Genomic DNA, 23,918 nt, shown 5'->3' with positions numbered 1-23,918 from the left:
TGTGCGCGCATATTAACCGCCGGATTTTGAGCGCGGTGTCAGGTGAATGTCACCGTTCCGTCGCAACTTCGACCTGTCACCGTGACCGCTCGATACCGCCCCTCATCTGCTCACTTCACCGCGCTGCCGGCCGTCCATGCCGTCCAGGCCATGTTCCAGCCACTGAGGCCGTTGTCGGGAGCGACCGTCTTGTCCTTGCTGTTCACGACCTCGACCACGTCGCCGACCAGGCTGCGGTCGAAGAACCAGCCCGCCGGGGTGTCCGAACCGCCGCCCTTGACGTCCCTCAGGCCCACGCAGCCGTGGCTGACGTTGACGTGTCCCGGGGAGTCCGGCGACCAGTAGTTGCCGTGCAGGAAGGTGCCGGAGTCGGTGAGCCGCATGGCGTGCGGGACGTCGGGGATGTCGTACTCGCCGCCGAAACCGACGGTCTGACTGTTCATGCGGGTCACCTCCAGCATGTCCATCACCACCATCTTCCCGTTGTAGGTGGGGTGTGTCGGGGCGCCCGCGGTGATCGGCACGGTGGCCAGGAGCTGTCCGTCGCGCCGCACCTCCATCATGTGCCGGGCCGCGTCCACCAGGGAGACCTGGCTGCGGCCGACGGTGAAGGCGAACGTCTTGGCCTGCAGGCCGTAGATGCCGGGGGCGCCCTCGACGTCCCTCAGGCCGAGGCCGACGGTGACCTCGGTGCCGGGTTTCCAGTAGTGCTCGGGGCGGAAGTCCAGGCGGTTCTTCCCGAACCAGTGCGGGCGGATGTCCACCGGCGGCCGGGCGGTGACGCGGACGGCGCGCTCGACGGCGGCGCGGTCCGTGATGTCCTGGCTGAAGGACAGGGAGACGATCATGCCGGTGCCCACGGTGGAGCGGTTCTCCGGGGTGACGTAGGCGATGAACCGGCGCTCGGGGACGTAGGTGGTGAAGGTGGTGTGCCGGGCCGAGCGGCGGCCGTGCGCGTCGAGCGCGACCGCGTCGACGGTGTACTTGGCGGCGAGCGCCAGCCTCCTCGCGTCCGGTTCCCAGGTCAGCCCGTCGGCGCTGAGGTGCCCGGGGACCGGGGTGTCCTGGGCGTCCTGGGAGGCGACGACGCTCACCTTCTCCAGCCGCCCGCCCGGCACCCGCACCCGCAGCCGCTCCTCGGGCCGGACGGCTCTGCTGCCGTCGTCCGGGGTCACCCGGATGACGTCCTCGGGGGACGGGGGTTTCCCGAGGACCCGGTCGATGTCCAGTCCGCCGGAGCCGCCCGTGCAGCCGGCCAGCAGTGCCGCCCATGTCAGTACCGCGGCCAGCGCGGCCCCCGCGCGCCGTGCGCGCCCTTGTACGTGCCTCACGTGGGTCCCAACGACGGGGCACGCCCCGGGGAAACGTGAGTGCGACCCTCGCGCTGGGCAGAACAGTGGGGAGGACGACGCGAAGGGGAGCCGGCCGCGCCCGCGTCGGAGCCGTCGGGGCGCAGCCGTACCGTGCGGCCGGGCGTGCCCGAGGGGGTGCGCCCGGCCGTTCGGCACGGCCGAGTGCGCCCCGCGGGCGAGCCACTGAAAGAGGGGCCGACTGGTGACGAGCGCAGCCGAGCAGCGGGCACGGACCGCGGGCGGTACGGCCGGGAGCGGGCACCCGGCGGCCGCGGTGAGCGGCGCCCGGCGGGCCGCGCCGCCGGCCCCGCCGGTGTGGCCGGGCGCGTCGACCCCGCTGGGGGCCCGGTTCCGGGTCGGCCCGGACGGGGTGGCGGGCACCAACTTCGCGCTGTGGGCGGCCGGGGCGGAGGGGGTGCGGCTGTGCCTGTTCGACGAGCGGGGCCGGGAGACCCAGGCTCCGCTGACCGAACTGACGCACGAGATATGGCACGGCTTCGTGCCGGGCGTGATGCCCGGGCAGCGCTACGGCTACCGGGTGGAGGGCCGCTGGGACCCGTGGACCGGCGCCCGCTGGAACCCGGCGAAGCTGCTGCTCGACCCGTACGCGCGCGCGGTGGACGGCGAGTTCCGGCTGCCGCCGGAGGTGTACGGGCACGTCCGGGACTGGCCGGAGCAGCACGTCGCCGACACCGTCCGCGACGACCGGGACTCGGCGCCGTTCGTGCCCAAGGGCGTGGTCGTGCACGACGACGACGACTGGTCCGACGACCGCCGCCCCAAGACGCCGTGGGCGGACTCGGTGATCTACGAGCTGCACGTGCGCGGCTTCACCAAGTCGCACCCGGGCGTCCCCGAGGAGCTGCGCGGCACCTACGCCGGCCTCGCCCACCCGGCCGCGGTCGAGCACCTGGTGAAGCTGGGCGTCACGGCCGTGGAGCTGCTGCCCGTCCACCAGTTCGCGCACGAGGACCACCTGCTGCGCCGGGGACTGCGCAACCACTGGGGCTACAACTCCATCGGCTACTTCGCCCCGCACGCCGGCTACGCGGCCTCGGGGACGACGGGCCAGCAGGTCGGCGAATTCAAGCGGATGGTGCGCGCGCTGCACGCCGCCGGCATCGAGGTCATCCTCGACGTGGTCTACAACCACACCGCGGAGGCGGGCGAACTGGGCCCCACGCTCTCGCTGAAGGGCATCGACAACCGCGGCTACTACCGCCTCCAGCACGACGCCCGCCGGTACGCCGACTACACCGGCTGCGGCAACACGCTGCACGTCGTGCAGCCCCAGGTGCTGCGCCTGATCACGGACTCCCTGCGCTACTGGGTCACCGAGATGGGCGTGGACGGCTTCCGGTTCGACCTCGCGGCCGCGCTCGCCCGCTCGATGCACGACGTCGACATGCTCTCCCCCTTCCTCGCAGTCATCGCCCAGGACCCGGTGCTGCGCCGGGTGAAGCTGATCGCCGAGCCGTGGGACATCGGCTCCGGCGGCTACCAGGTGGGCGCCTTCCCGCCGCTGTGGACGGAGTGGAACGACCGGTACCGCGACACCGTGCGGGACTTCTGGCGGCACGCCCTGCCCGACGTACGGGAGATGGGCTACCGGCTGTCCGGCTCCAGCGACCTGTACGCCTGGGGCGGCCGCCGCCCCTACGCCTCCGTCAACTTCGTCACCGCGCACGACGGTTTCACCCTGCGCGACCTGGTGTCGTACGAGCGCAAGCACAACGAGGCCAACGGCGAGGACAACCGGGACGGCACCGACGACAACCGCTCCTGGAACTGCGGGGCGGAGGGCGAGACCGGCGACGAGCGGGTGCGGGCGCTCAGGCGCCGGCAGCTCAGGAACCTGCTGACGACGCTGCTGCTGTCGACGGGCGTGCCCATGCTGGTCGCCGGCGACGAGCTCGGCCGCACCCAGCGCGGCAACAACAACGCCTACTGCCAGGACAACGAGATCAGCTGGCTGGACTGGTCCCTGCTCCAGGACCCGGCCTGGCGGCCGCTGTTCGACCTGACCTCCCGGCTGATCGCCCTGCGCCACCGGCATCCGGTGCTGCGCCGGCGCGCCTTCTTCTCGGGCCGCGCGCACTCGGCGGACGGGCTGCGCGACCTGGCCTGGTTCACGCCGAGAGGGGCGGAGATGACCGAGGGCGACTGGTACGCCCCCGCCGCCACGCTTGGCATGTATCTGTCGGGTCGGGACATCCCGGGCCGCGACGAGCGGGGCGCTCCCGTCCTGGACGACAGCTTCCTGGCCGTGCTGCACGCGGGCGAGCGCCCGACGGGCTTCCGGCTGCCGGGCCCGCCGTGGGCGGAGCGCTACGAGGTCGTGGTCGACACCTCCCGCGAGGACCAGGCCGAGGCGCCGGGCACGGTCCACCCGGCGGGCACGGAGATCACGGTCCCGGCGCGCAGCGTGCTGCTCCTGCGGGCCGGCTGACGCCGTCCACCCCCCGCACGTGACGCGGATCACGCCCAGCGACTGCAGCGCGGCCGGGGGCGTGGGGCCTTTCTCCTGGTGTGGACAGCCGGCGAGAACGGGGACCGTGGAATGGAGCAGGCTCGGGCCGGTGAGTACGACGCGTTCGTGGCGGCCCGCTGGTCGGTGTTGTTCCATCTGGCCCGTCTGCTCACCGGAGGGGACCGGCATCGGGCCGAGGACCTGTTGCAGGAGTCCCTGGTCAAGCTGTGGTTCGTCTGGCCGAAGGTGGCCGACGAGGCGCCGGAGGCGTACGTCCGCAAGGTGCTCGCCCGGGCCGCGGCCCGCTCGGCCCGCCGGCGCTGGTGGGGCGAGCGGCCCGTGGAGCGGCTGCCCGAGGTGGCGGCGGCCGGGGACGTGTCGGCGACCGTCGCCGAGCGCTCCCGGCTGGAGGCGGCGCTCGCCCGCCTGAGCCCGCAGCAGCGGGCCGCCGTCGTGCTGCGCTACTACCAGGACCTGCCCGACCGGCAGGTCGCCGAGGCCCTGGGCTGCCCGGTGGGCACGGCCCGGTCCCACGCCGCGCGCGGGGTGGCCCGGCTGCGCCGGCTGCTGGCCGACGTCATCGAGCCGGTGGGGTGAGGGAAGAGGCCATGGATCACTTCGAACGGCAGCTGACGCGGCTGATGCACGGCACCCGGGAACCGGCCGTGTTCGAGGCCGGGCAGCGGGAGCGGCTGTACGCGGGGGTGCGCGCCCGGCGCCGGGCGCGCACGGCACGCCGGGCGGCTGGGTCGGTGCTGGCGGCCGCCGGGATCGGGCTCGGGCTGCTGCTGTGGCCGCACGCGCCGGCCGCGAACCGGCCGAGCGCGCCGCCGCCGCGTCCCGTCATCAGCCCGGCCCCGGGCCCGTCCCGGACCCCGGACGGCACGACCGGCCCGACGCCGCGGTCGTCCGCCACCACCCGGCGGCCCGGGCCGAGCACGACGCAGACCTCGGTCCCGCCCACGGCGACCGACGGTCCGGGCGCGACCGCACAGCCGCCGCCCACCCACACCGCCACGAGCACGGCCACCGCCACCTCCCGGGGCGCGGCCACCACCCCACCGGTCACGGACTCCGCGCCCCCCCGCGGCGCACCGACCTCCACGTCCACCTCGGTGCCCGGGGCGAGCGGCTGACCCGCGTCCCCGCCGTGCCCCGGGACACCCGCGGGCGCCCGACGACCAGAGAACGCAAGGACCCACGTGATGAGACTCCGCACCGGCCGGACCGCTCCGGCCGCGACTCCCCTGCCCCGGCGCGCGCCCCTCGCCCTCCCGCCCGGGGAACCCGTCCTGGACCTGGTCGTACCGGTGTTCGACGAGGAGAAGGACCTGGCGCCGAACGTCCGGCGGCTGCACGCCCATCTGCGGGACACCTTCCCCTACCCGTTCCGCATCACCGTCGCCGACAACGCCAGCACCGACCGCACCCCGCACATCGCGGCCCGGCTCGCCGCCGGCCTGCCCGAGGTGGAGTGGACCCGGCTGCCGCTCAAGGGGCGCGGGCGGGCGCTGCGCACGGTCTGGTCCGCCTCGCGGGCCCCCGTGCTGGCCTACACCGACGTGGACCTGTCCACCGGGCTCGCGGCCCTGCTGCCGCTGGTCGCGCCGCTGGTCTCGGGCCACTCCGACCTCGCCATCGGCACCCGCCTGGCCCCCGGTTCCCGGGTGGTGCGCGGCGTGAAGCGGGAGGTCGTCTCCCGCGGCTACAACGCCCTGCTGCGCCGTACGCTCGCCGTCGGCTTCTCCGACGCGCAGTGCGGGTTCAAGGCGGTGCGGCGCGACGCCGCCGAGCGGCTGCTGCCGCTGGTGCGGGACGGGGGGTGGTTCTTCGACACCGAACTGCTGGTGCTGGCCGAGCGGGCCGGGCTGAGGATCCACGAGGTGCCGGTGGACTGGGTGGACGACCCCGACAGCAGCGTCGACATCCTGGCCACCGCGCTGGCCGACCTGCGCGGGATCGCCCGGCTGCGGCGGGAGGCGGGCCGCCGCCGTCGTACGGCGGGGCCGGGCGCCGCATGACCACGGCCCTGGACCGCGTCCCCGCGGCGGCCCCCGGGGAGGGCGTGCGCGGCCCGCGGGAGCTGCTGCGCGCCGCCGTGCGCCGGTACGGCCCGGTGCTCGCCTTCTTCGGCGTCCTGAAGCTCGCCGGCCTGTGCTCCTTCCTGTACCTGCTGGACTCGGCCGGGGACTTCCGCGGCAAGTCCCCGCGCTTCGGCGGCGGGGCGCACGCGTGGGACGTGCTGGGCACCTGGGACGGCTGGTGGTACCAGCAGATCGCGCTGCACGGCTACGACCCGAAGCTCGTCCCGGTGCCCGGCGCCACCGGCATGATCACCCTGGAGGGCAACTCGGCGGCGTTCTTCCCGCTGTACCCGGCGCTGATGCGGATGGCGTCCGAGGTGACCGGCCTGGGCCCGTACGGCGCCGGCCTGCTGGTGTCCGTCCTCGCCTCCTTCGCCGCCGCGCTCGGCGTCCACGCCGTCGCCGCGTGGTTCGGCGGCCCGCGGGCCGGGCTCGCCGCGGCCGGACTGTGGGCTGTGTGGCCCGGCTCCGGCGTGGAGTGGGCGGTCTACTCCGACTCGCTCTACGTCGCCCTCGCCGCCTGGGCCTGCCACGCGGTCATGACCCGCCGCTGGCTCACCGCGGGCGTCCTCACCTTCGCGGCCGGGCTGGGCCGGCCCACCGCCGCGGCGCTGATCGCCGCGCTCGCGGTTGCCGTCCTGTACGCCCTGCGCGACCGCCGCGACGGCACCCTGCGCCCGCTGCTCGCCCTGGCGCTCGCCCCGCTCGGCCTGCTCGGCTACCTGGGCTGGGTCGGCCACCGGACGGGCGACTGGGGCGGCTACTTCACGCTCCAGTCCGGCGCCTGGGCGCACGAGTTCGACTACGGCAGGCAGACCCTGGACGTGCTGACGTCCGTCCCGGTGGGCCACAACGGCTACCTGTTCCCGTGTCCTTTCGCGGACGTCGTCGGGGTGGGCGTCGTGCTGCTGGCCCTCGTGCTGCTGCCGCTGCTGTTACGGCTGCGTCCCCCGGCGGTCCTGGTCGTCCACACGGTGCTGACCCTCGCCCTCGTCCTGGGCAGCCAGCAGATCTTCGCCAACGTCTCGCGCTACCTGCTGCCCTGCTTCCCGCTCTTCGTGCCCCTGGCGGTCGCGATGCGCCGGCTGTCCCTGCCCGTCCAGTGCACGGTGCTCGGCATCGCGGCCGTGGCCTCCGGGTCGTACGCGGGGTACGTGCTGTTCGAGCTGGGGGTGCCGTAGGCGGGGCCAGGTCCTGTCGTCAAACTCCCGCCGTCCGCCCGCAGGGCGGGCGGGAGTTTGACGACATGGCCTAGGCCAGGCTGTCCCGCCACGCGCGGTGCAGGTCCGCGAACCTTCCCGTGCCCGCGATGAGTTCGCCGGGCCGGCCGTCCTCGACGATCCGGCCGTGCTCCATGACCAGGACCCGGTCGGCGATCTCCACGGTGGACAGCCGGTGGGCGATCACCACCGCCGTACGGCCCCTGAGCACGGTCGTCATCGCCCGCTGCACGGCCCGCTCGCCCGGGACGTCCAGCGAGCTGGTCGCCTCGTCCAGGATCAGCACCGCCGGGTCGGCGAGCAGCGCGCGGGCGAAGGCGACCAGCTGGCGCTGGCCGGCCGAGATGCGGCCCCCGCGCTTGCGTACGTCCGTGTCGTAGCCGTCGGGCAGGGCGCTGATGAACTCGTGCGCGCCGATCGCCTTCGCGGCCCGCTCGATCTCCTCGCGGCCGGCCTCGGGACGGCCGATGGCGATGTTGTCCGCGACCGTGCCGGAGAACAGGAACGCCTCCTGCGTCACCATCACCACCCCGCGCCGCAGCTCGGGCACCGCCAGCTCGCGCAGGTCGACGCCGTCCAGCAGCACCCGCCCGTCGGAGGGGTCGTAGAAGCGGGCGAGCAGCTTGGCCAGGGTCGACTTGCCCGCGCCGGTGGAGCCGACGACGGCGACGGTCTGCCCGGCCGGCAGGGTCAGGTCGAAGCGGGGCAGCACCTCGCCGCCGGTGCGGTAGGCGAAGCGGACCCCGTCGAAGACGACCTCACGGCCCGGGAACCCGCTCTCGCGCGCCGGGAGTTCGCGCGGCTCGGCGGGCTCCGGCACGGAGGGGGTCTGCGCGAGCAGTCCGGCGATCTTCTCCAGCGAGGCGGCGGCCGACTGGTAGGAGTTCAGGAACATGCCGAGCCGGTCGATCGGGTCGTACAGCCGCCGCAGGTACAGCACCGCCGCCGCCAGCACGCCCAGCGCCAGCGAGCCGGACGCCACCCGGTAGGCGCCCCACAGCACGATCCCCGCGACCGCGGTGTTGGCCACCAGCCGGGAGCCGACCACATACCGGGCCATCTCCAGCAACGCGTCCCCGTTGCTCCGCTCGTGCCGCCGGTTCAGCACGGCGAACTCGGCGTCGTTCGCGGCCTCCCGGCGGAAGGCCCGCACCGGCCGGATGCCGTTCATCGTCTCCACGAACTTCACGATCACCGCGGCGATCGCGGTGGACCGCACCCGGTACACCCGCACCGCGCGCCGCTGGTAGACCCGCACCAGCAGGTACAGCGGCACGAAGGAGGCCACCGCGACCGCGCCGAGGCCGAGATCCAGCCACAGCAGCATGGCGGAGATGTAGAGGAAGGACAGCACGACGGTCACCAGCTCCTGCAGCCCCTCGTTGAGGAGCTCGCGCAGCGACTCGACGTCCGTCGTGGAGCGGGAGATGAGGCGACCGCTCGTGTACCGCTCGTGGAAGTCGACGCTGAGCGCCTGCGCGTGCCGGAAGATCCGGCCGCGCAGGTCCAGCAGCACGTCCTGGCTGACCCGGGCGGAGGCCCCGATGAACGCGACCTGCAGCCCGCCGGAGAGCAGCGCGCACACCAGATAGCCGGCGGCCACCGCGATCAGCGGCCCGTGGTCGTGGTGCCGGAACGCCGGGACGGCCCGGTCGATGGCGTACGCCACCAGCAGCGGGCCCGCCTGCACCGCCGCCTGCTGGAGCAGCAGCAGGACCGTGGTGAAGGCGACGCGGGCCCTCATGGGGGCGAGCAGCGAGCGCAGCAGGCCCGCCGTCGCGCCGGGCGGGGTGGGCAGGACGTCGCGGTCGAAGGGGTCGCCGTCGCCGGTGTCCCGCGGGCTGGGGAGGTCGTCGTCCTCCGTGGCCGGAGTGGCGGTCGTGGTGGTGGTCATCGGTGGTCCTCCCGTTCCCCGGCCTCTTCCCCGGACATCAGGTGCGCGTACTCGGGGTTGCCGCGCAGCAGTTCCTGGTGGGTGCCGACGGCGGCGATCCGGCCGCCCGACAGCAGCGCGACCCGGTCCGCGAGCAGCACCGTGGACGGGCGGTGGGCCACGATCAGCGCGGTGGTGTCCGCGAGGACCTGGCGCAACGCGGCCTCCACGGCGGCCTCGGTGTGCACGTCCAGGGCGGACAGCGGGTCGTCCAGCACGAGGAACTCCGGCCGGCCGACGACCGCGCGGGCCAGCGCGAGGCGCTGGCGCTGGCCGCCGGACAGGGTCAGGCCCTGCTCGCCGACCCGGGTGGCGGTGCCCTGCGGGAGGGCGTGCGCGAACTCGGCCTGGGCGATGGCGAGAGCGCGGTCCAGCTCCGCCTCCCCGGCGCCGTCGGGGGCGCCCATCAGCACGTTCTCGCCGACGCCGGCCGAGAAGAGGGTGGGTTCCTCGAAGGCGACGGCGACCTTGCCGCGCAGCTCCTCACGGGACATGGCGGTGATGTCGACGCCGTCCAGGGTGATGCGACCGGAGGTGACCTCGTGCAGCCGGGGGACCAGCGCGGTGAGCGTCGTCTTGCCGCTGCCGGTGGCGCCGACGAGGGCCATGGACTCGCCGGGGCGGATGTGCAGGTCGATGCCGTCCAGCAGGGGCGGGGAGCCGGGCGGGGCGTCGGGGTAGCGGAACCGGACGTCCTCGAACCGGAGCCCGGCGCCGCCGCCCGTGCGGGCGGCCGCACGGCCGTCCGCGGTCGCGGCCGGGTCCTCGGGCTCCTCGTCCATCACCTCGAAGTACCGCTCCGTGGCCGTCGCCGCCTCCTGGCTCATCGCCAGCAGGAAGCCGATGGAGTCCACCGGCCAGCGCAGCGCGAGCGCCGTGCTCAGGAAGGCGACCAGCGTGCCCGCGGACAGGTCGCCGTCGGCCACGCGCACGGCGCCCAGCACCAGGGCCGCCCCGATCGCCACCTCGGGCAGGGTGACGATGACGCCCCAGATGACGGACAGCAGCCGCGCCTTGTGCAGCTCCGTGCCGCGCAGGGTGCCCGACAGCTCTCGGAAGGCGCGGGCCTGGCTGCGGTGCCGGCCGAAGCCCTTGATGATGCGGATGCCGAGCACGCTCTCCTCGACGACCGTCGTCAGGTCCCCGACCTGGTCCTGGGCGCGCCGCGCCGCCTCGGCGTAGCGCCGCTCGAAGACCACGCAGGTCCACAGCACCGGGACGGCCGGCCCGAGCACGACCAGCCCGAGCACCCAGTCCTGCAGCAGCATGATCACCACGCCGACGGCGATCGTCACCCCGTTGACCAGCAGGAAGGTCAGCGGGAAGGCGAGGAACATGCGCAGCAGCATCAGGTCGGTCGTGGCCCGGGACAGCAGCTGACCGGACGCCCACCGGTCGTGGAAGGCCACGGGCAGCCGCTGCAGGCGGCGATACAGGGCCGCCCGCATCTCCGCCTCGACGTGCGACAGCGGCCGGGCCACCAGCCAGCGCCGCAGGCCGAACAGGAGCGCCTCGGCGATGCCGAGCAGCAGCAGGTACAGCGCGCCGAGCCACACTCCCGCCGGGTCGCGGCCGGCCACGGGACCGTCGACCATCCACTTCAGCACGAGCGGGATCACCAGCCCCGTGCAGGAGGCGACGATCGCGACGAAGGCGGCCGTGAACAGCCGGGTCCGCACCGGGCGGACGTAGGGCCACAGCCGCAGCAGGATGCGGACGGCGGAACGGTCCTGGGTGGTTGCACGTGTCGTGGGCATCATCGCGAGCCTACGGACCGGCACTGACATCGCCCACCGAGTTTTGGCCCGACCGGGGTCGGCCCGCGGTCCTGCGACCCCCGACCGGGCGGCGGCCGCGGGGCCATAGGGTGCGGCCGGGGGATCATCGGATGAGCCGTCCGCGCTCCGGGAGCTGACCCGCGCGCGCCCCCTTCTCGCCCTTTATTCGCTGGAGCGGGCGTCCGCACCCTGGATACGTTCGCCGTTCCCGGCGAGCCGAGCCGATCCGATCGGGGGATGGATGATCGACGCGTACGAGGATCCCGGTGTGCCCGACACCCGGGGCGGCTGGCGCCTCCTGTGGTGGCTGGTGCTGCGGCAGCCGGTGCGGTCGGTGGCCGGGGCGCTGCTGGGCAGCGTGTGGCTGGTGCTGATGGCCGCGCAGCCGTACATGACGGCGCGGGCCGTGGACGACGGGCTGGTGCCGGGCCGGACGGGTGTGCTGGCCGGGTGGGCGGCGGCGATGTTCCTGGTGGGCTCGCTGAACTCGTGGCTGAGCATCCTGCGGCACCGCACCATGACCCGGGTGCGGATGGACGCCAACTTCCGCACGGTCAAGCTGGTCGTGGGCCACGCGACACGGCTGGGGGCGGTGCTGCCGCGGCGGGCCGGGGCCGGCGAGGTCGTCACCATCGGGGTGGGCGACGTGCAGACGCTGGCGACGGCGCTCACGGTGGTCGGGCCCGGGGTGGGTTCCGTGGTGGTCTACCTGGTGGTGGCCGGGCTGCTGCTGGCGATCTCGGCGCAGCTCGCCGCGGTGGTGCTGCTGGGGGTGCCGGTGATCGCGCTGCTCACCGGTCCGCTGACGCTGCGGCTGCAGGGCGCGGAGAGCGAGTATCGGGAGCGGCAGGGTGTGCTGGCGGCCCGGATCGGGGACCTGGCGGGCGGGTTGCGGGTGCTCAACGGACTGGGCGGCAAGGGGCTGTTCGCGGACGCCTTCCGGGCGGACTCGCAGCGGCTGCGCGCGCAGGGGTACCGGGTGGGCGCGGTGGCGAGCTGGGTGCAGGCGCTCGGGGTGGGCCTGCCCACGCTGTTCCTGGCCGTGGTGACCTGGCTCGCGGCCCGGCAGGCCGCCGAAGGGTCGCTGAGCATCGGGCAGTTGGTGGCGGTGTACGGCTACGTTGCGGTGCTGGTCGGGCCGGTGGCGTTCTTCGTGCAGATGGCCTACGACCTGAACCGGGGCGTGGTCGCCGCCCGCCGGGTCGTGGGGCTGCTGCGGCTGGAGCCGGAGCCGGACGAGGGCACGCTGCCCGCGCCGGACGGGGCCGCCGAGCTGCGGGACCCGGTGTCCGGGGTGCGGGTGGTGCCGGGGCGGCTGGTGGCGCTGGTGGCCGCCCGGCCCGCCGAGGCCGCCGCGGTGGTGGACCGCCTGGGCCGGTACGGCCCGACCGAGGTCACCTGGGGCGGGGTGCGGCTCGACGCGGTGCCGCTGGCCGACGTGCGGGCCCGGATCCTGGTCGCGGACAACGAGGCGGACCTGTTCGCCGGGCCGCTGCGGGAGGTCGTCGCCGCGGCGCGCCCCGCCGACGAGGCGGCGCTCGGCCGGGCGGTGTACGCGGCCGCCGCCGAGGACGTCGTGCGCGGGCTGCCGGAGGGGCTGGATTCGGCCGTCGCCGGGCAGGGCCGCAGCCTCTCCGGCGGGCAGCGGCAGCGGGTGCGGCTGGTGCGGGCGCTGCTGGCCGACCCGGAGGTGCTGCTCGCCGTCGAGCCGACGTCGGCGCTGGACGCGCACACCGAGGCGACGGTCGCCGAACGGCTGCGCGAGGCCCGGCAGGGCCGGACCACCCTCGTGACGAGCAGCTCGCCGCTGGTACTGGACCGCGCGGACACGGTGCTGTTCCTGGTCGACGGCAAGGTGGCCGCGAGCGGCCCGCACCGGCGGCTGCTCGCCGACGAGCCCGGCTACCGGGCCCTGGTGGCCCGCGACGCCGAGGACACAGAGGAGGCCCTGCGATGACGACGGGCGAAGGACTGCTGCCGGTCGCGGACCGGGCCGGCGTACGACGGGCCACCGTGGGGCTGGTGCGGGCGGACGCACGGGCGTTCGCCGGCACGCTGGTGCTCAACGCGCTGGCGGCCGGGGCGGGGCTGGCCGGGCCGTGGCTGGTCGGGCGGATCGTCGACGAGATGCGGGCGGGGCGCGGAGTCGGCGCGGTGGACCGGCTGGCGCTGTGGATCCTGCTGTGCGCGCTGGCCCAGCTGGTGCTGGCGCGCTGGGCGCGGTACGTGGGGCACCGGTTCGGGGAGCGGACGCTGGCCCGGGTGCGCGAGACGTACGTCGACCGGGTGCTGGCGCTGCCCGCGTCGGCGGTGGAGCGGGCCGGCACCGGTGACCTGACCGCGCGCGGCACGGCCGACGTGGCGACCGTCGGGACCACGCTGCGGGACGTCGGCCCGGAGCTGCTGGTGTGCACCGTGCAGGCGCTGTTCGTGCTCGGCGCGGTGTTCGCGCTGGACCCGCTGCTGGGTCTGTTCGGGGTGCTGGGGCTGACCCCGATCTGGGTGGCGCTGCGCTGGTACCTGCGCCGGGCCCGGGACGGGTACCTGGCCGAGGGCGCGGCCACCTCCGAGGTCGCCGAGATCGTGGCGGCCACGGCGGCCGGGGCGCGCACCGTGGAGGCGTTCCGGCTGCGGCCGCGGCGGATCGCGGCGAGCCGGGACGCGCTGGAGCGGTCGCGGCGGACCCGCTTCTACACGCTGCGCCTGCGGACCGTGTTCTTCCCGGCGGTCGAGGTGACCTACACGGTGCCCGTGGTGGGCGTGCTGCTGATCGGCGGCTGGCTGCACGCGCGGGGCGCGGTGGGCGTGGGCGCGGTGGTGGCCGCGGCGCTGTACCTGCGGCAGTTCACCGAGCCGCTGGACCAGATCCTGATGCGGGTGGAGCAACTGCAGTCCAGCGGCGCCTCGTTCGCGCGGGTCGAGGGGCTGGCGCGGGCGCCGCGCACGGATCCGGAGGACGGCGGCCCGCAGCCGGCGGACGACCGGATCGACGTGCGCGGGGTGCGGTACGCCTACGAGCGCGGCGGCGAGGTGCTGCGCGGGGTGGACCTGACGGTGCGGCCCGGGGAACGGCTGGCCGTGGTCGGGCCGTCGGGCGCGGGCAAGACGACGCTCAGCCGGCTCCTCGCGGGCATCGACACCCCCGGGGCGGGCACGGTGACGGTCGGCGGCGTGCCGATCGCGTCGCTGGAGCCGGAACGCCTGCGCCGTCAGGTGGTGCTGGTCACCCAGGAGCACCACGTCTTCCTCGGCACGGTCCGCGACAACCTCCGGATCGCCGAACCGGCCGCCGCGGACGCCGACCTGTGGCAGGCGCTGACGGCCGTCGGCGCCGACGACTGGGTCCGCGCCCTGCCGTCCGGCCTCGACACCCCCCTCGGCCCGGGCGGCCACCCCACCGACGGCTCCCAGGCCCAGCAACTCGCCCTGGCCCGGGTGGTGCTGGCCGACCCGCACACCCTCGTCCTCGACGAGGCCACGGCCCTGCTCGACCCCACCACCGCCCGTCACACCGAACGCGCCCTGGCGGCCGTCCTGGAGTCCCGAACGGTCATCGCCATCGCCCACCGCCTGCACACCGCCCACGACGCCGACCGGGTGGCCGTCATGCAGCACGGCCTCCTGACCGAACTGGGCACCCACGACGAACTGGTGGCGGCGGGCGGCACGTACGCGTCCCTGTGGCGCACGTGGCACGGGGATCCGCGGGAGGACTCGTAGCGGGAACGGGTCCCGCGCCCCGTACACTCCGGCCAACAGTCCGTATAACGAACATGAACATCCGGTCAACGAACGATTTCCGGCCAAGTTTGTGATGCGGTCCTGACAGGTGTGCTGATCCGCTGTCACTCTTCCCACGGCCGACGCACAGCGCCCCCACAGCCATCGCGCGCTCTGCGCAGGCCCGCTCCGCACGCGCACGTGGTTCGCGCACCACCCCTGCTCTGCCCGGACGCCCCAACCCACCGTCCGGTCTCCCCTGGCCGCGCACCCCGCGGTCGAGCAGAAGGAGTCAGTGTGAGTAGCACCTCTCGCAGACGCACCTCCCACACCCCGCACCACCGCACCGCCACCCTGGCACTCGCCGGCGTCGCCGCGCTGATCGCCGCGGCCGTCCAGGCGGGCGCCGCCAGCGCCGCCCCCGCCGCCGCCCACCGGGCGGGGCGGATCGACCCCGCCCACGCGGCCCTGCGGCTCACCCCCTCGCAGCGCGCCGAACTGCTGCGCCACGCGGACGCCGGCAGGGCCGCGACGGCCCGGTCGCTCGGCCTCGGCGGCAAGGAGAAGCTGGTCGTCCGGGACGTCGTCAAGGACGCCGACGGCACCCTGCACACCCGCTACGAGCGCACCTACGCCGGCCTGCCGGTCCTCGGCGGCGACCTCGTCGTCGACACCACCGGCTCCGGCGCCACCCGGCGCGTCGTCAGGGCGAGCAACGCCGTCCTGGACGTCGCCCGCCTCACCCCCGCCGTGCCGCGGGCCGACGCCGGGAAGCAGGCGGTGCGGCGCGCCGAGGCCCTCGGCAGCACCAAGTCGGCCGAGGTCAGCGTGCGCAAGGTGATCTGGGCGGCGACCGGCAGGCCCGTCCTCGCCTACGAGTCGGTCGTCGGCGGCCTCCAGGACGACGGCACCCCGAACGAGCTGCACGTCGTCACCGACGCCCTCACCGGCAAGAAGCTGTTCGAGTACCAGGGCGTCCGGACCGGCATCGGCAACACCCAGTACAGCGGCCAGGTCACGCTGACCACGACCCAGTCGGGCTCGACGTACACGCTGACCGACGGGGCGCGCGGCGGCCACAAGACGTACAACCTGAACCACGGCACCTCGGGCACCGGCACCCTGTTCTCCCAGTCGAGCGACACCTGGGGCAACGGCACCACGTCCAACGCGGCCACCGCGGGCGCGGACGCCCACTACGGCGCGCAGGAGACCTGGGACTTCTACAAGAACACGTTCGGGCGCAGCGGCATCAAGAACAACGGCGTCGGCGCCTACTCCCGCGTCCACTACGGCAACTCGTACGTGAACGCCTTCTGGGACGACAGCTGCTTCTGCATGACCTACGGCGACGGCTCCGGCAACGCCGACCCGCTGACCGCCCTGGACGTCGCCGGCCACGAGATGAGCCACGGCGTCACCTCCAACACCGCCGGCCTCGACTACTCCGGCGAGTCCGGCGGCCTCAACGAGGCCACCTCCGACATCTTCGGCACCGGCGTGGAGTTCTACGCCAACAACGCCTCCGACCCCGGTGACTACCTCATCGGCGAGAAGATCGACATCAACGGCGACGGCACCCCGCTGCGCTACATGGACAAGCCCAGCAAGGACGGCGGCTCCGCCGACTCCTGGTACTCGGGCGTCGGCAACCTCGACGTGCACTACTCCTCGGGCGTCGCCAACCACTTCTTCTACCTGCTGAGCGAGGGCAGCGGCGCCAAGGTGATCAACGGCGTGAGCTACGACTCGCCCACCGCGGACGGGCTTCCGGTCACCGGCATCGGCCGGGACAAGGCGCTGCAGATCTGGTACCGGGCGCTGACCACCAAGTTCACGTCCACCACGAACTACGCCGGCGCCCGCACCGGCACCCTCGCGGCGGCCGGTGAGCTCTACGGCACCTCGAGCGCCGAGTACAAGGCGGTGCAGGACGCCTGGGCGGCCGTGAAGGTCGGTTCCCGCTCCGGCGGCGGAGGCGGCGGGACGTCGTACGAGAACAGCACCCCGCTGTCGATCCCGGACAACGGGCCCGCCGTCACCTCGAACATCACGGTGTCCGGCAGAAGCGGGAACGCGCCGAGCAACCTCCAGGTGAGCGTGGACATCACGCACACCTGGCGGGGCGACCTGGTGATCGACCTCGTCGGTCCGTCGGGCACCGCGTACCGCCTGAAGAACTTCTCGTCCTCCGACTCGGCGGACAACGTCAACGAGACCTACACGGTCAACGCCTCCTCGGAACCGGCCAACGGCACCTGGAAGTTGCGGGTGCAGGATCAGGCCACCTACGACACGGGCACGCTCAACGACTGGAAGGTGACGTTCCCGTGAGCCGCAGGCTCCCGACCCGGTGACAGGGCTCCGTCCGGGGGTGCGACTCCCCCGGACGGTGGTCGTTTCACACACCCGAAACATTCCCCGAGTTGTCGACTTTCGGCCAACATCACTTCAGGGTCCTGACATGTGCACGCCGTTGATGCCACTCTCTCAGCACCCGCCGCAGCAGCACAGCAACTTCTCAACGCCACACTCTCCGGCCAGTAACCCCACGCTGACCGGACTCCCCCACAAGAAGGAGCTTCTGTGAGCCCCCTCTACGCGCGTCACAAGCGCACCACTCTGGCCGTCGCCACCGCGGTCGCCGCCGGAGCCCTGCTGTCCACCGGTCTGACCACCAGTGCCTCCGCCCAGACCCCGGCGGAGTCCGGCGCCCGGCACCTGGCCGCGGCTCCGACCGCGCTGTCCGCCGCCGCGCGCACCTCCCTGATCCAGCAGGCGCAGGCCGACGCGGCCGGGACGGCCCGGTCCATAGGCCTCGGCGCCAAGGAGAAGCTCGTCGTCAAGGACGTCGTCAAGGACGCCGACGGCACGCTCCACACCCGCTACGAGCGCACCTACGCCGGCCTGCCCGTCCTCGGCGGCGACCTGATCGTCCACACCGCCAAGTCCGGCAGGACCGAGGGCGTCACCAAGGCGAACAAGGCGGCCGTGAAGGTGGCCTCGCTCAAGCCGCAGATCACCGCCGCGAAGGCCGAGAAGCAGGCCGTGAGCGCCGCGAAGACCCTCGGCTCCGCCAAGTCCACCGCGGACGGCGCGCGCAAGGTGATCTGGGCCGGCTCCGGCAAGCCCGTCCTCGCCTACGAGACGGTCGTCGGCGGCCTCCAGGACGACGGCACCCCCAACCAGCTGCACGTCATCACCGACGCCGCCACCGGCAAGAAGCTCTTCGAGTACCAGGGCATCGAGAACGCGACCGGCACCGGCAAGACGCTGTACTCGGGCACCGTCAGCCTCAGCACCAACCTGTCGGGCTCGACGTACCAGCTGTACGACACCACGCGCGGCGGCCACAAGACGTACAACCTGGCCCACGGCACCTCCGGCACCGGCTCGCTGTTCACCGACGCCGACAACGTCTGGGGCACGGGCGCCGCCTCCAGCTCCTCCACCGACCAGACGGCGGCCGCCGACGCCGCCTACGGCGCGCAGGAGACCTGGGACTTCTACAAGAACACGTTCGGGCGCAGCGGCATCAAGAACAACGGCGTCGGCGCCTACTCCCGCGTCCACTACGGCAACTCGTACGTGAACGCCTTCTGGGACGACAGCTGCTTCTGCATGACCTACGGCGACGGCTCGAGCAACACCCACCCGCTGACCTCGCTGGACGTCGCCGGCCACGAGATGAGCCACGGCGTCACCTCCAACACCGCCGGTCTCAACTACTCCGGCGAGTCCGGCGGCCTCAACGAGGCCACCTCCGACATCTTCGGCACCGGCGTGGAGTTCTACGCCAACAACGCCTCCGACGTCGGCGACTACCTCATCGGCGAGAAGATCAACATCAACGGCGACGGCACCCCGCTGCGCTACATGGACAAGCCCAGCAAGGACGGCGGCTCGGCGGACTACTGGTCCTCCTCGGTCGGCAGCAAGGACGTCCACTACTCGTCCGGCGTCGCGAACCACTTCTTCTACCTCCTCTCGGAGGGCAGCGGCGCGAAGACGATCAACGGTGTGTCGTACAACTCGCCGACGTACAACGGCGCCGCGGTCACCGGCATCGGCCGCGCCAAGGCGCTGCAGATCTGGTACAAGGCGCTGACGACGTACATGACGTCGACGACCAACTACAAGGCCGCCCGCACGGCGACCCTGAACGCGGCGTCCGCGCTGTACGGCTCCACCAGCACCGAGTACAAGACGGTGGCGGCGGCCTGGACGGCCGTCAACGTCAACTAGTACGAGGAGCGCCACAGGGCGGCACCCGGGCGAACGGCGCCCCGGGTGCCGCCCTACGCTTGTGACCCATGTCCCCGGCGCCCTTCACCTACGAGCCGGTCGGCGCGACCCGCGACGACCTGCGCTCCTGCCCGCCCGGCTACCGCCCCATGCTGGTCCGCACCCGCGTCGGAGAGGGCCACGAGGTCTTCCGGCGGGCCGCCGAGGCCGTCCTGACCTGGGAGATGCACCGTGCCATGGGCGTCGGCATCGACGCCGGCGCCGACCGCGCGGCCCCCGGCGTCGACGTCACGGTCACCCTGGCGGGCCTCATCAAGGCCCCCTGCCGCATCATCTGGACCACCGAGGAACCCCGCCGCGCCGGCTGGGCCTACGGCACCCTCGAGGGCCACCCCGAATGCGGCGAGGAGGCCTTCGTCGTCGACCGCACGGGCGACGGCACGGTCTGGCTCACGGTCGCCGCCTACAGCCGCCCGGCCAAGTGGTACGCCCGGGCGGGCGGCCCGGCGACCCGGGGCCTGCAGCACGCGTACGCGCGGCGGTGCGGAGCGGTGCTGCGGCGCCTGTGCGCCGGGTACGGCGAGGACTGAGCGTCGGCGAAATCCGGTCCCGCCGGGCGACCGCCGATGGGTAGCCTCACTCCTTCCACACCCATGGGAGGGATCATGCGAGGCGGAGGAACCAGAACGGTCGCGGCGGCGTGGGCGCTGGCGGGCGGGGCCGCGGCCCTGACGCTGCTCACGGCGACCGGCGCCCACGCGGAGGGGAAGGGGGACGTCCGCGTCACGGACGCCGTCGTCAACGGCGGGAAGAACGTCGTCGTCGGCACGTCCAAGCGCATCACCTACCCGATCGCCATCACCGTCCGGGACGACTCCGGCGTGAAGGGCCTGTCGCACGTCAGCGTCTTCGACAAGAGCGACGGCTGGGGCTTCGGCGACTGGACCGGTACCACGTGCGTGAAGAAGAGCTCCACCACCTCGGTGTGCACGGCCACGATGACCCTGGACCCGCGGTGGCTCCCGGGCAGCCTGCCCGAGGACGTCAACCACACCGCGGGCGTCTGGCAGGTCGACGCCACCGTCAAGGCCAACGACGGTGACTACTGGATCAGCGACGACATCGCCGAGTTCAAGACGAAGCGCGCCTCCAGGCTCACCACGGACGCCTCCCCGGAGCCCGTCGCCAAGGGCGGCAGGCTGACGGTCTCCGGGAGGCTGACCCGCGCGAACTGGGAGGACCTCGAGTACCACGGGTTCACCGGGCAGGACGTGCGGCTCCAGTTCAAGGCCGCCGGCGCCGCCCACTACCGCACGGTGAAGACGGTGCGGACGGGCGACGCCGGCAAGCTGAGCACCGAAGTCACGGCCACCTCGGCCGGCAGCTGGCGCTGGTACTTCCCCGGCACGACGACGACCGCGCGGGTCGTCTCGGCCGGGGACTCCGTACGGCTGGGCTGACAGCCGGCCGGGGGCGCGCCGGCCGTCAGCGCAGCAGCACCCCCGCCCCCTCCACCACGTCCTGCGACGGCACCGTCACCAGGCCCAGTTCCGCGGCGGAGGCGAGGAGGCGGTGGGAGGGGAGGATGCGGACCGTGTAGCCGTAGGGGCCGGTGCGGTCCAGGGAGAGCGGGCCCTCGTAGAGGCGGCGGCCCTCCAGGTCGGGGGCGCCGGCCGGCTTGAGCGGGACCGTGGTGGCGTCCGTGATGCGGTCCTCGGCGTCGACCCGCCCGGAGACGGCCTGCACCTCCACGTCGTCCGGTTCGAGGTCGCCGAGCCCCACCCGGACCCGCAGCCCCACGGTGGTGCCGAGTTCCGCGGTGGCCGTCGTCGCCGTCGTCTCCACGTGGTCGACGCTCACCCGGGACCAGGCGGCGCGCACCCGGGCCTTCCAGGCGGCCAGTTCGCGGGCCGTGTCGGGGGTCAGGGCGCGGTGGGACAGGGCGGCGGGCGCGTACAGGCGGTCGACGTACTCCCGGACCATGCGCCCGGCCAGCACCTTCGGGCCCAGCAGGCCGAGGGTCTGGCGGACCATCTGGATCCACCGGTCGGGCAGTCCGCCCCGCCCCCGCTCGTAGAAGCGCGGGGTGACCCGCTGTTCGAGCAGGTCGTACAGCGCGGCCGCCTCGATGTCGTCGCGGCGGTCCGGGTCGGTGCCCGCGCCGTCCGCGGTGGGGATCGCCCAGCCGAAGTCCGGTTGGAACCACTCGTCCCACCAGCCGTCCAGCACCGAGAGGTTGAGGCAGCCGTTCAGCGCCGCCTTCATCCCGCTCGTGCCGCAGGCCTCCAGCGGGCGCAGCGGATTGTTCAGCCAGACGTCGCAGCCGTGGTAGAGCTTCTGCGCCATCGCCATGCCGTAGTCGGGCAGGAAGACGACGCGGTGGCGCACGCGGGGGTCGTCCGCGAAGCGCACCAGCTCCTGGACCAGGCGCTTGCCGCCGTCGTCCGCCGGGTGCGCCTTGCCCGCGACGACGATCTGGAGCGGCCGCTCCGGGTGCAGCAGCAGCTCCATCAGGCGGTCGCGGTCCCGGAGCATCAGGGTCAGGCGCTTGTACGAGGGCACGCGCCGCGCGAAGCCGATCGTCAGCACGTCGGGGTCCAGCACGCCGTCGACCCAGCCCAGTTCCGCGTCGCCGGCGCCCCGCTGCCGCCAGGAGGCGCGCAGCCGTTCGCGCACCTCCTGCACGAGCTGTTCGCGCAGGGTGCGGCGCAGTTCCCAGATCTCCTGGTCGGGGATCTCCGTGACGGAGTCCCAGCGCTCCGAGCCGCCCACGGTCAGCGCGTCCTCGGCCCGCTGGGCGCCGATCTGCCGGGCGCCGAGCCGGAACACCTCGGGGGCCACCCAGGTCGGGGCGTGCACCCCGTTGGTGACGGAGGTGATCGGCACCTCCTCGGCGTCGAATCCCGGCCACAGGCCCGCGAACATCTCCCGGCTGACGTGCCCGTGCAGCAGGGACACGCCGTTGGCCCGCTGGGCCAGCCTGAGGCCCATCACGGCCATGTTGAACAGGTTCGGCTCGCCGCCCGGGTAGGTCTCCATGCCCAGCGCCAGGATCCGCTGCACGTCGATGCGCGGCAGCTCGGCGTCCGTGCCGAAGTGCCGGGCGACCAGCTCCCGGTCGAAGCGGTCGATGCCGGCCGGGACGGGGGTGTGGGTGGTGAACACGGTCCCGCTCCGCACGGCCTCCAGCGCCGCGTCGAAGTCGAGTCCGTCCGCGCACAGTTCGGCGATCCGCTCCAGGCCGAGGAAGCCGGCGTGCCCCTCGTTGGTGTGGAACACCTCCGGCTCCGGGTGCCCGGTGAGCCGGCAGTACGTCCGCACGGCCCGCACACCCCCTATCCCCAGCAGCATCTCCTGGAGCAGCCGGTGCTCGCTGCCGCCGCCGTACAGCCGGTCGGTCACCCCGCGTTCGCCGAGGTCGTTCTCCTCGACGTCGGAGTCCAGCATCAGCAGCGGCACCCGGCCCACCCGGGCCAGCCAGATCCGGGCGTGCAGCGCCCGGCCGCCGGGCAGGGCGAGGGAGACCTGGGCGGGGGTGCCGTCGGCCTCCTTCAGCTGGGTGACGGGGAGCTCGTGGGGGTCCAGCACCGGGTAGTGCTCCTGCTGCCAGCCGTCCCGGGACAGGGTCTGGCGGAAGTATCCGTGCCGGTAGAGCAGGCCGACCCCGATGAGCGGGACCCCGAGGTCGCTGGCCGCCTTGAGGTGGTCGCCGGCGAGGATGCCGAGCCCGCCGGAGTACTGGGGCAGGGCGGCCGTGATGCCGAACTCCGGGGAGAAGTAGGCGACGGCGGCGGGGAGTCCGTCGCCCTGGGACTGGTACCAGCGGTCGCCGGTCAGATAGTCGTTCAGGTCGTCGGCCGCGGCGGTGAGCCGGCGGCGGAACCGCCGGTCCCCGGCCAGCTCGGCGAGGCGGGCCGGCCGCACCCCGCCCAGCAGCCGCACCGGGTCGCCCTTGGCGGCGGCCCAGCCCTCGGGGTCGACGGACTGGAACAGGTCGCGCGTTTCCGCATGCCAGGACCATCGCAGGTTGCGGGCCAGGTCGCTGAGCGGCCGGAGGGGTTCGGGGAGAACGGGACGGACGGTGAACCGACGGATCGCCTTCACACTCCACCTCGACGCGTTGCGGGGTGAGACGCACGGCGCTGTACGTCTCGTCGTCTCTGTCGACGGTAGTGGTTACCCGGGGGTCGGTGGGGAGGTACCCGCAGCGGGTGTCGGGGCGCGGCGGGGCACGGCGAGGGGCACACCCGTGCGGTGGGGGCGTGGAGGCGGAGTCGGTGGGCACTCGAAAAAGAGGGGTGGATCCTGCTCATGGGCAAAAGGGGCGGGTCTTCCCTGTAGACATACGCGCGAGTAGTTAACAAAGTGCCGGATTGCCCGCCCGAGGAGCAGGGGAGGCTCCTCCGGTACACCCCACAGGCACACCACAGCACCACCCGCAGGACCCACCTCCCCACATCCGCCCGCCCACACCCTCGTTGACGCGGACAGGAGCGGTCATGCCCGCCACGCACCACTCGTCAGCACCACCGACCACCAGCAAGGCAGCGGCGAAGAAGGCGCCGGGCAAGAAGTCCGGGAAGCCCGCCGCGGGCGCGCTCGATCCGCCCATCACCCCCGAACACCCGTTCGCTGACGGGCCCGTCGTCGGCCGGATACCCGTGCTGGACGTGCGCCCGGTCGTCCAGCACGGGCGCAAACCGGCCAAATCCGTGACCGGCGAGTCGTTCCAGGTGTCGGCCACCGTGTTCCGGGAGGGGCACGACGCCGTCGGCGCGAACGTCGTCCTGCGCGACCCGCGGGGCCGGCCGGGCCCCTGGACGCCGATGCGCGAACTGGCCCCGGGCACCGACCGCTGGGGCGCCACCGTCACCCCCGACGCGCCCGGCCACTGGACCTACACGGTGGAGGCCTGGTCGGACCCGGTCGCCACCTGGCGGCACCACGCGCGGATCAAGATCCCGGCCGGGATCGACACGGGCCTGGTCCTGGAGGAGGGCGCTCGGCTGTACGAACGGGCGGCCGACGGGGTTCCACAGGAGCAGCGAGGCGTCCTCCTCGCTGCCGTGGCGGCCCTGCGCGCCGAGGACCGTCCGGCCGCCTGGCGGCTCGCGGC

15 protein-coding genes and 1 pseudogene are annotated in these 23,918 nt (G+C 73.7%); 12 read left to right on the top strand and 4 right to left on the bottom strand.

Features of this window, described 5'->3' with window-relative positions:
- Positions 1–110 precede the first annotated feature (110 nt).
- Entirely contained in the window at positions 111–1,331 is a 1,221-nt protein-coding gene (locus tag AQJ66_RS22735; RefSeq protein WP_079060365.1) for a L,D-transpeptidase, read from the bottom strand.
- A gap of 223 nt (positions 1,332–1,554) precedes the next feature.
- Between AQJ66_RS22735 and glgX the strand changes: the two genes are divergently transcribed.
- The 5 genes and pseudogenes from glgX to AQJ66_RS22710 all read left to right on the top strand — a co-directional run bounded on the left by glgX (position 1,555) and on the right by AQJ66_RS22710 (position 7,087).
- Positions 1,555–3,801 (top strand): glycogen debranching protein GlgX, encoded by a 2,247-nt coding sequence (gene glgX, locus AQJ66_RS22730; protein ID WP_208611429.1) that lies wholly within the window; start codon positions 1,555–1,557, stop codon positions 3,799–3,801.
- A gap of 111 nt (positions 3,802–3,912) precedes the next feature.
- Entirely contained in the window at positions 3,913–4,419 is a 507-nt protein-coding gene (locus AQJ66_RS22725) for a SigE family RNA polymerase sigma factor (RefSeq protein WP_061925409.1), read from the top strand.
- A gap of 11 nt (positions 4,420–4,430) precedes the next feature.
- Positions 4,431–4,958, top strand: a complete 528-nt coding sequence (locus tag AQJ66_RS22720; RefSeq protein ID WP_061925406.1) for a hypothetical protein — start codon at positions 4,431–4,433, stop codon at positions 4,956–4,958.
- A 69-nt stretch (positions 4,959–5,027) separates the two neighbouring features.
- Positions 5,028–5,798: pseudogene (locus AQJ66_RS22715) on the top strand (dolichyl-phosphate beta-glucosyltransferase); the annotation flags it as partial.
- Positions 5,799–5,839: 41 nt separating this feature from the next.
- On the top strand, positions 5,840–7,087 hold the full coding sequence (locus AQJ66_RS22710; RefSeq protein ID WP_061925403.1) for a hypothetical protein: 1,248 nt from the start codon (positions 5,840–5,842) through the stop codon (positions 7,085–7,087).
- Positions 7,088–7,157: 70 nt separating this feature from the next.
- On the opposite strand, the gene AQJ66_RS22705 is transcribed toward AQJ66_RS22710, so the two are convergent.
- Together AQJ66_RS22705 and AQJ66_RS22700 are read right to left on the bottom strand one after the other, a co-directional pair.
- The gene (locus tag AQJ66_RS22705) at positions 7,158–9,020 is read right to left on the bottom strand and encodes an ABC transporter ATP-binding protein (RefSeq protein ID WP_061925400.1); all 1,863 of its coding nucleotides are present in this window, start codon (positions 9,018–9,020) and stop codon (positions 7,158–7,160) included.
- Complete coding sequence (locus tag AQJ66_RS22700) at positions 9,017–10,816, bottom strand: ABC transporter ATP-binding protein (protein ID WP_061925936.1); 1,800 nt, start codon at positions 10,814–10,816, stop codon at positions 9,017–9,019. The genes AQJ66_RS22705 and AQJ66_RS22700 overlap by 4 nt, the downstream gene beginning before the upstream one ends.
- A gap of 262 nt (positions 10,817–11,078) precedes the next feature.
- On the opposite strand from AQJ66_RS22700, the gene AQJ66_RS22695 reads away from it, so the two are divergent.
- The 6 genes from AQJ66_RS22695 (at position 11,079) to AQJ66_RS22670 (ending at position 20,262) form a co-directional block, all read left to right on the top strand.
- Positions 11,079–12,794, top strand: coding sequence for an ABC transporter transmembrane domain-containing protein (locus tag AQJ66_RS22695; RefSeq protein ID WP_061925397.1), 1,716 nt, complete (start codon positions 11,079–11,081; stop codon positions 12,792–12,794).
- Positions 12,791–14,557 (top strand): ABC transporter ATP-binding protein, encoded by a 1,767-nt coding sequence (locus AQJ66_RS22690; RefSeq protein ID WP_061925394.1) that lies wholly within the window; start codon positions 12,791–12,793, stop codon positions 14,555–14,557. The genes AQJ66_RS22695 and AQJ66_RS22690 overlap by 4 nt, the downstream gene beginning before the upstream one ends.
- A gap of 297 nt (positions 14,558–14,854) precedes the next feature.
- On the top strand, positions 14,855–16,891 hold the full coding sequence (locus AQJ66_RS22685; RefSeq protein ID WP_061925391.1) for a M4 family metallopeptidase: 2,037 nt from the start codon (positions 14,855–14,857) through the stop codon (positions 16,889–16,891).
- Positions 16,892–17,143: 252 nt separating this feature from the next.
- Positions 17,144–18,802: a M4 family metallopeptidase gene (locus tag AQJ66_RS22680; protein ID WP_061925388.1), complete on the top strand. Its 1,659-nt coding sequence runs from the start codon at positions 17,144–17,146 to the stop codon at positions 18,800–18,802.
- Positions 18,803–18,870: 68 nt separating this feature from the next.
- Entirely contained in the window at positions 18,871–19,392 is a 522-nt protein-coding gene (locus AQJ66_RS22675; protein ID WP_061925385.1) for a DUF1990 domain-containing protein, read from the top strand.
- A 75-nt stretch (positions 19,393–19,467) separates the two neighbouring features.
- Complete coding sequence (locus tag AQJ66_RS22670) at positions 19,468–20,262, top strand: hypothetical protein (RefSeq protein ID WP_244162898.1); 795 nt, start codon at positions 19,468–19,470, stop codon at positions 20,260–20,262.
- Positions 20,263–20,287: 25 nt separating this feature from the next.
- On the opposite strand, the gene AQJ66_RS22665 is transcribed toward AQJ66_RS22670, so the two are convergent.
- Positions 20,288–22,906 (bottom strand): glycosyltransferase family 1 protein, encoded by a 2,619-nt coding sequence (locus tag AQJ66_RS22665; protein ID WP_061925382.1) that lies wholly within the window; start codon positions 22,904–22,906, stop codon positions 20,288–20,290.
- Positions 22,907–23,301: 395 nt separating this feature from the next.
- Here AQJ66_RS22665 and AQJ66_RS22660 point away from each other — a divergent pair.
- The coding region (locus tag AQJ66_RS22660; RefSeq protein ID WP_159052602.1) for a maltotransferase domain-containing protein at positions 23,302–23,918 on the top strand (617 nt) is incomplete at its 3' end.

Origin of the sequence: Streptomyces bungoensis (assembly GCF_001514215.1) — a bacterium.
GTDB classification, from domain to species: Bacteria; Actinomycetota; Actinomycetes; order Streptomycetales; family Streptomycetaceae; genus Streptomyces; species Streptomyces bungoensis.
The sequence above is the reverse complement of the archived record's forward strand: the minus strand, read 5'-3'. Positions and strand labels throughout refer to the sequence as shown.

Bases quoted from the DNA above. Each gene is read 5' to 3' on its own strand.
- AQJ66_RS22705 (WP_061925400.1), bottom strand. From the start codon at position 9,020: ATGACCACCACCACGACCGCCACTCCGGCCACGGAGGACGACGACCTC.
- AQJ66_RS22725 (WP_061925409.1), top strand. From the start codon at position 3,913: ATGGAGCAGGCTCGGGCCGGTGAGTACGACGCGTTCGTGGCGGCCCGC.
- AQJ66_RS22710 (WP_061925403.1), top strand. From the start codon at position 5,840: ATGACCACGGCCCTGGACCGCGTCCCCGCGGCGGCCCCCGGGGAGGGC.
- AQJ66_RS22675 (WP_061925385.1), top strand. From the start codon at position 18,871: ATGTCCCCGGCGCCCTTCACCTACGAGCCGGTCGGCGCGACCCGCGAC.
- AQJ66_RS22670 (WP_244162898.1), top strand. From the start codon at position 19,468: ATGCGAGGCGGAGGAACCAGAACGGTCGCGGCGGCGTGGGCGCTGGCG.
- AQJ66_RS22695 (WP_061925397.1), top strand. From the start codon at position 11,079: ATGATCGACGCGTACGAGGATCCCGGTGTGCCCGACACCCGGGGCGGC.
- AQJ66_RS22690 (WP_061925394.1), top strand. From the start codon at position 12,791: ATGACGACGGGCGAAGGACTGCTGCCGGTCGCGGACCGGGCCGGCGTA.
- AQJ66_RS22720 (WP_061925406.1), top strand. From the start codon at position 4,431: ATGGATCACTTCGAACGGCAGCTGACGCGGCTGATGCACGGCACCCGG.
- AQJ66_RS22700 (WP_061925936.1), bottom strand. From the start codon at position 10,816: ATGCCCACGACACGTGCAACCACCCAGGACCGTTCCGCCGTCCGCATC.